Source organism: Mycobacterium sp., assembly GCF_035274705.1.
Lineage (GTDB): Bacteria > Actinomycetota > Actinomycetes > Mycobacteriales > Mycobacteriaceae > Mycobacterium.
This window is the reverse complement of sequence record NZ_DATENY010000053.1, coordinates 33,783-44,702: the sequence shown is the minus strand read 5'-3', so window position 1 is coordinate 44,702 and position 10,920 is coordinate 33,783. Positions and strand designations below refer to the sequence as shown.

At 66.8% G+C, this 10,920-nt stretch carries 10 protein-coding genes; 7 read left to right on the top strand and 3 right to left on the bottom strand.

All coding sequences use genetic code 11. The annotated features are described in order from the left end of the window. The first annotated feature begins 200 nt into the window (after positions 1-200). Both VJV41_RS12825 and VJV41_RS12820 read left to right on the top strand, forming a co-directional pair. A complete protein-coding gene (locus VJV41_RS12825; protein ID WP_325334225.1) occupies positions 201-503 on the top strand; it encodes a GlsB/YeaQ/YmgE family stress response membrane protein in 303 nt (100 codons plus the stop codon). Positions 504-541: 38 nt separating this feature from the next. Further along, entirely contained in the window at positions 542-1,558 is a 1,017-nt protein-coding gene (locus VJV41_RS12820) for a zinc-binding alcohol dehydrogenase family protein (protein ID WP_325334223.1), read from the top strand. On the opposite strand, the gene VJV41_RS12815 is transcribed toward VJV41_RS12820, so the two are convergent. Next, positions 1,555-2,037, bottom strand: coding sequence for a hypothetical protein (locus tag VJV41_RS12815; RefSeq protein WP_325334221.1), 483 nt, complete (start codon positions 2,035-2,037; stop codon positions 1,555-1,557). The genes VJV41_RS12820 and VJV41_RS12815 overlap by 4 nt on opposite strands. Before the next feature lie 120 nt (positions 2,038-2,157). On the opposite strand from VJV41_RS12815, the gene VJV41_RS12810 reads away from it, so the two are divergent. Continuing rightward, on the top strand, positions 2,158-2,748 hold the full coding sequence (locus tag VJV41_RS12810) for a CGNR zinc finger domain-containing protein (RefSeq protein WP_325334219.1): 591 nt from the start codon (positions 2,158-2,160) through the stop codon (positions 2,746-2,748). A 7-nt stretch (positions 2,749-2,755) separates the two neighbouring features. On the opposite strand, the gene VJV41_RS12805 is transcribed toward VJV41_RS12810, so the two are convergent. Both VJV41_RS12805 and VJV41_RS12800 read right to left on the bottom strand, forming a co-directional pair. Beyond that, positions 2,756-3,511 carry a CPBP family intramembrane glutamic endopeptidase gene (locus VJV41_RS12805; RefSeq protein WP_325334217.1) on the bottom strand — a complete coding sequence of 252 codons (756 nt, stop codon included), beginning with the start codon at positions 3,509-3,511 and terminating at the stop codon, positions 2,756-2,758. A 23-nt stretch (positions 3,512-3,534) separates the two neighbouring features. Then, on the bottom strand, positions 3,535-6,006 hold the full coding sequence (locus tag VJV41_RS12800; protein WP_325334227.1) for a phosphoketolase family protein: 2,472 nt from the start codon (positions 6,004-6,006) through the stop codon (positions 3,535-3,537). 67 nt (positions 6,007-6,073) lie between these two features. Between VJV41_RS12800 and VJV41_RS12795 the strand changes: the two genes are divergently transcribed. From VJV41_RS12795 to VJV41_RS12780, 4 genes are read left to right on the top strand one after another with little or no spacing between them, the layout of a single operon-like run. Then, entirely contained in the window at positions 6,074-6,958 is an 885-nt protein-coding gene (locus VJV41_RS12795) for a TIGR03619 family F420-dependent LLM class oxidoreductase (protein WP_325334215.1), read from the top strand. Continuing rightward, the gene (locus VJV41_RS12790) at positions 6,955-9,261 is read left to right on the top strand and encodes a CoA transferase (RefSeq protein WP_325334213.1); all 2,307 of its coding nucleotides are present in this window, start codon (positions 6,955-6,957) and stop codon (positions 9,259-9,261) included. The genes VJV41_RS12795 and VJV41_RS12790 overlap by 4 nt, the downstream gene beginning before the upstream one ends. Next, positions 9,261-9,434: a hypothetical protein gene (locus VJV41_RS12785; RefSeq protein ID WP_325334211.1), complete on the top strand. Its 174-nt coding sequence runs from the start codon at positions 9,261-9,263 to the stop codon at positions 9,432-9,434. Before VJV41_RS12790 ends, VJV41_RS12785 begins: the two co-directional genes overlap by 1 nt. A gap of 5 nt (positions 9,435-9,439) precedes the next feature. After that, positions 9,440-10,915: an acetyl-CoA acetyltransferase gene (locus VJV41_RS12780; RefSeq protein ID WP_325334209.1), complete on the top strand. Its 1,476-nt coding sequence runs from the start codon at positions 9,440-9,442 to the stop codon at positions 10,913-10,915. The last annotated feature ends 5 nt before the right edge of the window (positions 10,916-10,920 follow it).

Here is a 10,920-nt window from a genome sequence, read left to right as displayed (position 1 = left end):
CAAGGCGGCAGATGGTCAAACGCGGTGCGGGCGGACGGGTTACGGCGGTCTGGTGGCTGCTGCGACCACGCAGGCGCACTGACCTGCGGAAATATTGACGATCATGACCATTTAGGGCAACCCAGTGGTTACTCTCGTCCGGTATAACAAGGGTGTCCAGCGGCCGCGTCGGGCTCGGCTGGCGACAGGCAGGAGATCTGATGGACGTGATTGCGGCCACCGAAGTTCTCGCTCGCTCCACCACGCTGACCAGCGTCGGCTGGATCGGCTACATCATCATCGGTGCGATCGCCGGCTGGATCGCCGGAAAGATCGTCCAGGGCCGAGGGGCCGGCATTCTGATGAACATCGTCATCGGGATCATCGGCGCGTTGATCGGTGGCTTCCTTCTCAGCTTCTGGTTCGACACCGCGGAAGGCGGATGGTGGTTCACTTTGTTCACCGCGATCCTCGGCTCGGTGATCCTGCTGTGGGTCGTCGGGATGGTGCAGCGAAAGTCATAGCGGCCGCGTAACTCTCGGCGGGCTGCCACGATGGGGAGATGGCCGCCCGAACAATGAGTGCATGGCGGGTCCGCCGGCCGGGCCCGATGGACACCAAGCCGCTGGACCGCGTCACCGTCGACGTGCCGCAGCCCGGGCCCGGTGAGCTTCTGGTCGCGGTGCAGGCCTGCGGTGTATGCCGGACGGATCTCCATGTCGCAGAAGGCGACCTGCCGGTGCACCGGCCCGACGTGATCCCCGGCCACGAGGTCGTCGCCGAGGTGGTCGCGACCGGGTCCGATGGCGACGCGGACTTCGCCGTCGGCGATCGCGTCGGTATCGCGTGGCTTCGGCACACCTGCGGGCAGTGCAAGTTCTGTGTCCGCGGCCAGGAGAATCTCTGCCCGCAATCCCGTTATACGGGATGGGACGCCGACGGCGGCTACGCCGAATTCGCCACCGTGCCCGCCACTTTCGCGCATCGCCTGCCGTCCGGCTATTCCGACAGTGAGCTCGCCCCGCTACTGTGTGCGGGCATCATCGGATACCGGTCGTTGCTGCGCGCCGAGCTGCCCGCCGGCGGCCGTCTGGGCATCTACGGCTTCGGTGGAAGTGCACATCTGACTGCTCAGGTGGCCCTGGCGCAGGGTGCAGAGGTCCACGTCATGACTCGCGGTGAGCAGGCGCGAGAGCTCGCATTGTCGTTGGGCGCGGCGTCCGCACAAGGCGCCACAGACCGTCCACCCGTCGCTCTTGACGCCGCGATCTTGTTCGCACCGGTCGGCGATCTCGTGTTGCCCGCGCTGGAGGCGCTTGACCGTGGCGGCACGTTGGCGATCGCGGGCATCCATCTCAGTGACATCCCCGCGCTGAACTATCAACGCCATCTGTTCCAGGAACGCCAGGTGCGCTCGGTGACATCGAACACCCGCGACGACGCTCGCGAGTTTCTGGCCTTCGCGGGCCAGCATCACCTCGAGGTGACCACTCCCGAGTATCCGCTCGATCGAGCCGACGAGGCGCTGACCGATCTGAGCGCGGGCCGCATCGCCGGTGCGGCCGTACTCTTGGTCTAGAGCTCGGCGAGCGCGGCGCCGAGCCGGCCGGTCAAATCGCCGCGGCCGTACCGGTAGAGAGGTCCGCAGCCGTCGGAAAGAACCCGGCGCAGCCGCGCCATTCCCCGCGCGCCCACCGGCCGGGGGGAGTGCAGCTGCAGCGTGATCCTGTCGATCAGCTCCTCGGCCGCAGCAATGTTGTTGGGATGCACCGGAATTCGCGGCGATAGCAGGGCGCCGTCCGCGTGGGCCTCATGCACCGCCTGCCGCAGTGTCCGCGCGACTGCCTCGCGCTCGGTGGCCGACGTCAGCCGTGCTTGATGGACCGCCAGTGCACTGCCGGCGGGGGCCGGAACGCCGACGGCAAGCAGATCGTCGAACTTGCCGGCGCGCAACCACGCGATGAACCGCGCAGCCAGCGACGCACGGACCGTGGAGTCGCTGCGTATGGCGTCGTGTGCAGCGGAAAGGACATCGCGCGAAATTTCGTTGTTGGTCATCGTCATCTACCTCTTGCCGCTGGATCGCCGTTGAAACCATCGTGACTATCAAACATGTTATACCGGTCATGCATGACCAGTCAAATTGATATACTGGTCATGACGGCGTAGGCTTGCAGTATGACTCCCGGGCCCACTCGCTGGCCCGGCGGCGACGACGAGCCGAAGCCGGCGCCGGAGCCCTTGCTGTTGGTCCAGGCGCTGGTCAACACCGTCGAACGGCCGGACGGAGCCGACCGGCTCGCCCATCCCTCCGACGCCCGGCCGTGGCTGGTCGACAACAACCTGCTGGCGCCGCGGGCCCAGCTGACGGAAGCCGATCTTGACCTGGTCGTAGGCGTGCGCGAGGCGCTACGTGCGATGTTGGTACACAACGCAGGCGGCCCGCCACCGAATAAAGCGGCGCTGGCCGCGTTGCAAACGGTCTCGGACCGCGCCACCGCACGTGCCGACCTAGGAGACAACGGCGAGGTGCACCTGGCAGCACAGGGCGACGCGCTACGCGATCGACTGGTCCAGCTGTTGCTGATCATTCGCGACGCGCAGCGTGACGGCAGCTGGACCAGGCTCAAGGCGTGCGCGAACGACGAATGCCAATGGGCTTTCTACGATCGTTCCCGAAACCACGGCGGCACCTGGTGCGAGATGGCGGCGTGCGGGAACAAGCTGAAAAACCGGGAGTTTCGCGCACGACGAAAAGCGTCGCGCTGACGACTGGTTAGGTCGACAGGTGCCAGACCAGGGCGGCGGCCAGCGCGCCAAGCCCGTTCAGCGACCAATGCAGCGCAATCGGTGCGATCAGGCTTCCGCTGCGGCGACGCAGCCAGGTGAACACGAAGCCCGCGACCGCCGTCGCCGCCACGGCGAGTACCACGCCGGCGACGGTGCCAAGAATCCCGCCGCCGAACAGGCGGGTGAAGCCGACGTTGCTGCTGGTCAGACCCAATGACGTGGCGATGTGCCAGAGCCCGAACAGCAGCGAACCCCCGGCTGCCACGCCGCGAAACCCCCACGCGCGATTCAGCGCGCCGTGCAGCACGCCCCGGAAGGCGAGTTCCTCCGGAATCACCGTCTGTAGCGGGATGATGATCATCGACGCGATCAGCGCGCCCGAGACCGTCGCGTAGTTGTTGTTCATGAACATCGGCCGGGTCCAGGGCAGCAGCGCGCCGATCGCGATCACCGATACCACCACACCGACGGCGGCCAGGGCGTAACCCGCGCCGGACTTCCAGTGCTCGCGGCTCAAACCAAGCTCGGCCCAGCCCAGTCCGCGCGTGCGCACCAGGATGAGCAGCAAGACCGCTGCCGCAGGCACTGTCGCAATACTGGCCCACGGCGTCGTGAAATGCGCGATCAGGTTGGTGATCGCCAGCACCACCACAACCACCGCGATATCGACATACGTGCGGAAGTGGTGCAAGGCGGCGAGCTGGCCCACCACGGGGTGCGGGGCGGCCGCTTGCTCAGACATTGCAGGCCAGTTTACCGGCGATTTCAGCCGTCTACGCTGAGCGTGTCCTGAGATAACGAGTCCGAGCGGAAGTCAGCGTCCCAGGTCCATCCCGAAATTTCGGGGTCGTCCTCGCCGTGCTCGCGTGTGTAGCGGCGTGCGGCCAGCCGGGCGTCCAGCATTCGCTGCCGCAGCAGCGCCGCCCTGTTGGCCAGCCCTTCAACCCGGTCGATGACGTCGAGCACGAGGTGGAACCGGTCGAGGTCGTTGAGCATCACCATGTCGAACGGGGTGGTCGTGGTGCCGCGCTCCTTGAACCCGCGCACGTGTAGCTGTGCGTGGTTGGTCCGGCGGTAGGTCAGCCGGTGGATCAGCCAGGGATAGCCGTGATACGCGAAGATGACCGGCTTGTCGGTGGTGAACAGGGCGTCGAACTCATGGTCGGACAACCCGTGCGGATGTTCGGTGTCGGGCTGCAGCCGCATGATGTCCACGACGTTGATGACGCGCACCGCCAGATCGGGCAGCTCCCGCCGCAGGATGTCGGCGGCGGCCAGTGTCTCCAACGTCGGGACATCGCCCGCGCAGGCCAGCACGACGTCGGGTTCCCCCAAATGCCTTCCCGGGTCGCTTCGCTCCTGCCCTCCGCCGGCATTGCTGGCCCAGTCCCAGATACCCAGCCCGCGGGTGCAGTGGGCGATCGCGTCATCCATGTCCAGATAGGTCAGCGCTGGTTGCTTACCCGCGACGATCACGTTGACGTAGTCGCGGCTGCGCAGGCAGTGATCGGCGACCGATAGCAGCGTGTTCGCGTCCGGCGGCAAGTAGACCCGCACCACTTCTGCCCGCTTGTTGGCGACGTGGTCGATGAAGCCAGGATCCTGATGCGATGCGCCGTTGTGGTCCTGACGCCAGACATGGGATGTCAGAAGATAATTCAGCGACGCGATCGGGCGTCGCCACGGCAGCTCCCGGTTGCGGGTCAGCCACTTGGCGTGCTGGTTGAGCATCGAGTCGACGATGTGCACGAACGCCTCGTAGCAGTTGAACAACCCGTGCCTGCCGGTGAGGAGGTAGCCCTCGAGCCAGCCCTGGCACAGGTGTTCGCTCAAGACCTCCATCACCCGACCTTCGGGAGCGAGGTTCTCGTCGTCGGGCTCGATCTCGCCGAGCCACGCCTTGTTTGTGGACTCGAACACCGCCGAGAGCCGGTTGGACGCGGTCTCGTCGGGTCCCATCAGGCGGAAACGGTCGGGATTGCGGATGATCACATCCCGCAGGAACGTGCCGAGCACCTTGGTGGCTTCGGCAGTGGCCGCCGCCGGTTTATCCACGGCCACGGCGTAATCGGCGAACTCCGGTAAGTCCAGATCCCGCAGCAGAAGGCCGCCGTTGGCGTGCGGATTGGCGCTCATCCTGCGTTGTCCGCTGGGCGCCAGCGCCCGCAGCTCCGACCGCAACGCGCCGTCCTGGTCGAACAGCTCCTCGGGCCGGTAGCTGCGCAGCCACGTCTCCAGCTGCGCCATATGCTCCGGGTTGGTGTGGGTCTCTGACAGCGGAACCTGATGTGCGCGCCACGTGCCCTCGACCTTCTTGCCGTCCACCTCCTTGGGCCCGGTCCAGCCCTTCGGGGTGCGCATGATGATCATGGGCCACAGCGGCCGGCCGTTCTCGCCGTCGAGCCGCGCCGCACGCTGGATTGCAGCGATCTGGTCGAAGGCCTCGTCCAACGCGGTGGCCAGTTGCTGATGCACGTTGGCCGGGTCGTCGCCGGCGACGGTGATCGGCCGGTAGCCGTAGCCGTAGAACAGCGACTCGAGTTCCTCTTGCGGAATGCGGGCCAGCACCGTCGGATTGGCGATCTTGTACCCGTTGAGATGCAGGATCGGCAGCACGGCGCCGTCGGTTACCGGGTCGAGGAATTTATTGGAATGCCAGCTCGCCGCCAGCGGGCCGGTTTCGGCCTCGCCGTCGCCGACGACGCATGCGACCACCAGATCGGGGTTGTCGAAGGCCGCGCCGTAGGCGTGCACCAACGCGTAGCCGAGTTCTCCGCCCTCGTGGATCGACCCTGGCGTCTCAGCGGCGACGTGGCTGGGCACACCGCCGGGAAAGGAGAACTGCCGGAACAACTTTCGCAAGCCTTCGAAGTCCTCGTCGATGCCCGAATACACCTCGGTGTAGGTGCCCTCGAGGTAGGCGTTGGCCACCAGACCCGGTCCGCCGTGACCGGGGCCGGTGATGTAGATGACGCTGACGTCGCGGTCGCAGATGATGCGGTTGAGGTGGGCGTAGATCAGGTTGAGGCCCGGCGTGGTGCCCCAGTGCCCGAGCAGCCGCGGTTTGATGTGCTCGGGTGCCAGCGGCTCACGCAGTAGCGGGTTGTCCAACAGATAGATCTGGCCGACCGAGAGGTAGTTCGCCGCGCGCCAGTACGCGTCGATGAGCGACAGTTCTTGATCGGACAACGTCGGGGAGAGTGTTGCTTCGTTTACCGGGCTGGTCATGTGGCTCATCATGGTCTCGACGGGTGAACAACGCGTGAGGCCCATGTACCCGAATAGTCAAGGCTTAAGCACTAGCGTGACGGTCGTGCTGGGATTCGCGTTGCCGCAGTACGGTCAGTCCGCCCACGAGGACGTGGCCCGCTTCGCAGCGGCCGCCGAACAGCTCGGCGCCGACAGCCTGTGGGTGGGCGACCGGCTGCTCGCGGCCGTGCACCCGACCGTGGGTTACGTCGGCAAGGAGACGATCCCCGAGGAGTTTCGCACCTGCCTGGATCCGTTCGTGGCGCTGACGGTCGCCGCGACCGTGACCACGAAGGTGCGGCTGGGCAGCAGCGTGTTCGTCGCGCCGTGGTATCCGCCCGCGCTGTTGGCGCGCCAGCTCACCAGCATCGACGTGATCAGCGGCGGCCGGCTGCTGCCCGGATTCGGCATCGGCTGGTCGCCCGAGGAGTACCAGGCCGCGGGGGCACCGTTTCGCCGGCGCGGCGCGCAACTGGACGAGCTGCTGGATGCCATGGACGCGCTGTGGACGGCCAACCCCATCGCGCACAAGGGGGAGCGCTGGTCCATCTCCGAGTCCTGGGTGAACCTCAAACCAGTACAGCAGCCGCGCCCTCCGATCTATCTCGGTGCCTTCACGCCGGCCGGGCTCAAGCGCGTCGGTGAGCGCGCCGACGGCTGGATGGCCGGCATTCAGGTCCCGGGCAGCGGCCACACAGACCTGCTGAACTGGCAGCGGCAGGCCATTGATGATGCCGCCCGCGCCGCTGGGCGGGATCCGTCGACGATCCACACTTATGTCCGCGTCAACGTCGCCGGCGGCACAGCCGTCGAACAGGTCGCAGAGGTGCTATCGGTGTTGTCAGACAACGGCTATCCCGACGCATTCGTCGACCTGATGTACGCGGCGACCGGGCTCGACGGCTACCTCTTGTGGGTGGAACGGCTGCTGGCCCGATGAGCGGTGGACTACTCGAGCCGCTGCGGGTGCTCGACACTGGCGGCGCCGGATCCGACGGCGTGAGCAGGCTGTTCGCCGATCTCGGTGCCGACGTGCTCAAGATCGAGCCGCCCGGCGGCAGCGCCGCGCGAAGCGCCCGGCCGACCGTGGCCGGCGTCAGCATTCCGTTCGCGTTGCACAACGCCAACAAGCGCTGTGCGGTGCTCGACCCTGCCAGCGCCGCGGACCGCGACCGGCTGACCGAATTGGCGGGCACGGCCGACATCGTGGTGGACAGCGGCAATTTGTCGACGTTTGGGATGTCGTGCTCGGCGCTTTCGGAACGGTTCGGCCGTCTTGTGGCCCTCTCGGTCACCGACTTCGGTACGTCCGGTCCATACGCGTCGTGGCACGCCACGGACGCGGTGCTCTACGCGTTGTCGACGGCGTTGTCGCGGACCGGGCCGACGTCGGGAACGCCGGTGCTTCCACCCGACGGTGTGGCGTCCGCGACGGCCTCGGTGCAGGCCGCCTGGGCTGCGCTGGCCGCCCATTATCGTCGGTTACGTTATGGCACAGGCGATTACATCGACTTCGCGCGGTTCGAGGCGGTCGTGCAGTCGCTCGATCCGCCGTTCGGCTCTGAGGGCCAGGCGGCGGTCGGATTGAAGCGGTCCGGTCATCTGTGGCGCGGCAGGCCACGAAACCAGCAGATCTACCCGATATTTCCGTGCAAGGACGGCTACGTCCGGATCTGTTTGTTGTCGGCGCGCCAGTGGCATGGAATGCGGGCGTGGCTCGGTGAACCCGAGCAATTCGGCGACCCGAAGTTCGAGACGATCGCGGCGCGTTATGCGGCGTCGCGGGAGCTCAACGCCGCGATCGCGGACCTGTTCGCGCCGCAGACGAGGGGAGACTTGGTGGCGGCGGGGCAACGGCGAGGGGTCCCGATCGCGGCCGTGCTCACCCCCGCAGAGGCGTTGGCCAGCGACCATTTTTGCGCGGTCGGAGCGCTCACCGACGCCGAGATTGCACCCGGGGCGCGCGTGCCGGTACCCGTCGGCCCGTTCGTGGTGGACGGACGCCATGCCGGGTATGCCGATGCGGCACCCGCGGTGGGCGCGGACGAATTGATCTGGGCCGCATCATCATCCCGTGAAAACAGGGCTGACAGCACGTCGTCGGGGAGCCGACCGTTCGACGGCATGCGGATACTCGATCTCGGTGTCATCGTCGCCGGCGGGGAACTGGGCCGGCTGTTCGCCGACCTGGGCGCTGAAGTCATCAAGATCGAGAGCACTACTTATCCCGACGGGCTGCGCCAGGCGTCGCCCGGCCAGGCGATGAGCAGGTCGTGGGCGCTGACGCACCGCAACGAATACAGCCTCGGCCTCGACGTGAGACATCCCGCAGGTGCCGACGTGTTCGCGCGGCTGATCGCTGACGCCGACGCGGTGTTCGCCAACTTCAAGCCGGGAACACTTGCATCACTGGGATTTTCGTACGATCGGATGCGGGAACTGAACCCGCGCATCGTGCTCGCGGAGAGTAGCGCGTTCGGATCAACCGGTCCGTGGAGCGCGCGGATGGGCTACGGCCCGCTGGTCCGTGCGACCACCGGGGTCACCCGATTGTGGACCTCCGCCGATGCCGAGCCCGGCACCTTCTATGACGCGACGACGATCTTCCCCGACCACGTGGTGGCGCGTATCACTGCGATCGCCGCGCTGGCCGCGATCATCGGCCGCGACCGCACCGATTCTGGTGCGCACGTGCATATCTCGCAGGCCGAGGCGGCAGTCAACCAGCTTGCGCCGGCATATGTCGCTGAAGCCGCCCGCGATGCAGGCGTGGCCGTGGCCGGCGATGCCGTGCACACAGTTTATCCGTGCGACGGGGACGACGAATGGTGTGTCATCTCAGTGCGATCCGACGATGACCGCGCAGCCCTGGCCGCGGTCACTGGTGGCACCGACGTGTCCGAGTGGACTCGCGCACGCGACAAGACGGAGGTCGCGCAGCTGCTGCAGAACGCCGGCGTGCCGGCCGCGCCGATGAACCGGGCTGTCGATCTGCTGACCGATCCGCAGATCAGCCACCGAAAGCTGTTCAGCGACATGGTGCATCCGCTGTTCGACGCACCGATACCGAGCGAGAGGTCGCCGGCCCCGTATACCCACATCCCGCCCGCGGAGCTTCGGCCCGCGCCGATGCCCGGCGAGCACACGCGCGAGATCTGCCAGAAGGTCCTCGCGATGGACGCCGACGAAATCGAGCACCTGATCGCCGAGGGCGCCCTGTTCACCCAGCAAGGAGGGGCGTGATGGCACGACTGTTCATCGGCGGATACTTCCGCGCGGCTGAGGCGCTCGAGCCGGTGATCGAGACAGCCGGTGCGTCTCGCATCCAGCGTCCGGGTGTGGACAAGGTGGCGTTCACCGGTTCGACGGCAGCTCAGACCCTCAAGTCGATCTACCACGTCGGCCCGTCAAACTAGTACACATGCCCATCGACCCCAGGACGCCGGTGCTCATCGGCTACGGCCAGGTGAACCAGCACGACGACCATCCCGGTGTGGAACCCGTCGACCTCATGGTCGCGGCCGCCAGGGCCGCGGCGGATCCGCGGGTTCTGGAAGCCGTCGACTCCGTCCGGGTGGTCAACGTGCTGTCCTGGCGCTACCGTGATCCAGGCCTGCTGCTGGCGCAGCGCATCCGCGCCAAGGATGCCGCCACGCGATACAGCGGCGTTGGCGGCAATGTTCCGCAGTCGCTGGTCAACCAGGCATGCCTGGACATCCAAGCCGGCCGAGCCGACGTCGTGCTGATCGCCGGAGCCGAAACATGGCGGACCCGAACGAGATTGCGTGCCAGCGGCGCCAAACCTGACTGGACGAGCCAGGACGAATCGGTGCCGATCGCCGAGGGCGCGGACGACGGCGTGCCGATGGCGGGTCCGGCCGAGATCCGCATCCACCTGGATCGGCCGGCCTACGTGTATCCGATGTTCGAGCAGGCACTGCGGATCGCGGCGGGCGAATCAGCCGATGAGCACCGTCGGCGGATCGGCGAACTGTGGTCCCAGTTCAGTGCGGTAGCCGTCGCCAACCCGCATGCGTGGAGCCGAAATCCGTTGGCGCCGCATCAGATCTGGCAACCAACCCCGAGTAATCGGATGATCAGCTGGCCTTATACCAAGCTGATGAACTCCAACAACATGGTCGATCAGGGTGCGGCGCTGGTCCTGACGTCCGCCGAAAAGGCGACCTATCTCCAGATCCCTTCGGAGCGGTGGGTTTTCCCGTATGCCGGAACCGATGCGCACGACACGTACGCGATCGGGGAGCGAGCAGAGTTCCACCGGTCTCCTGCCATCCGGATCGCGGGGGAGCGGGTGCGGCAACTGGCCGGTGTGGGCATGGACGACATCGAGCTGATCGACGTCTACTCGTGTTTCCCATCCGCGGTACAGGTGGCCGCCAATGAGCTGGGACTGCCGGTCGGCGATGCGCGCCGCCCGCTCACCGTCACCGGCGGGCTGACGTTCGCAGGCGGCCCGTGGAACAACTACGTCACTCACTCGATCGCCACGATGGCCGAGCGGTTGGTGGCCAACCCCGGCCAGCGGGGGCTGGTCACCGCCAACGGCGGGTATCTGACCAAGCACAGCTTCGGGGTGTACAGCGCCGAGCCGCCTGTGCACGAATTCCGTTGGGAAGACGTCCAACCAGCCGTGGACCGCGAACCCACACGCACCGCGATCGTGGAGTGGACGGGGGTCGGCACGGTCGAAGCGTGGACGACGCCTTTCAACCGGGGCGGAACGGCCGAAAAGGCGTTCCTCGCGGTGCGAACGCCCGATGATGCGCGTGTTCTCGCGGTCATCCGCGAGCCTTCGGAAGCCGAAGCCACAGTCCGCGACGACATCGCGGGCGGCAAGGTACAGGTCAACACCGACGGCACCGCGACACTGCTCTAGACCAG

Coding starts and splice junctions, on each gene's coding strand:
- VJV41_RS12825 (WP_325334225.1), top strand. CDS start 201: ATGGACGTGATTGCGGCCACCGAAGTTCTCGCTCGCTCCACCACGCTG.
- VJV41_RS12820 (WP_325334223.1), top strand. CDS start 542: ATGGCCGCCCGAACAATGAGTGCATGGCGGGTCCGCCGGCCGGGCCCG.
- VJV41_RS12815 (WP_325334221.1), bottom strand. CDS start 2,037: ATGACCAACAACGAAATTTCGCGCGATGTCCTTTCCGCTGCACACGAC.
- VJV41_RS12810 (WP_325334219.1), top strand. CDS start 2,158: ATGACTCCCGGGCCCACTCGCTGGCCCGGCGGCGACGACGAGCCGAAG.
- VJV41_RS12805 (WP_325334217.1), bottom strand. CDS start 3,511: ATGTCTGAGCAAGCGGCCGCCCCGCACCCCGTGGTGGGCCAGCTCGCC.
- VJV41_RS12800 (WP_325334227.1), bottom strand. CDS start 6,006: ATGAGCCACATGACCAGCCCGGTAAACGAAGCAACACTCTCCCCGACG.
- VJV41_RS12790 (WP_325334213.1), top strand. CDS start 6,955: ATGAGCGGTGGACTACTCGAGCCGCTGCGGGTGCTCGACACTGGCGGC.
- VJV41_RS12785 (WP_325334211.1), top strand. CDS start 9,261: ATGGCACGACTGTTCATCGGCGGATACTTCCGCGCGGCTGAGGCGCTC.
- VJV41_RS12780 (WP_325334209.1), top strand. CDS start 9,440: ATGCCCATCGACCCCAGGACGCCGGTGCTCATCGGCTACGGCCAGGTG.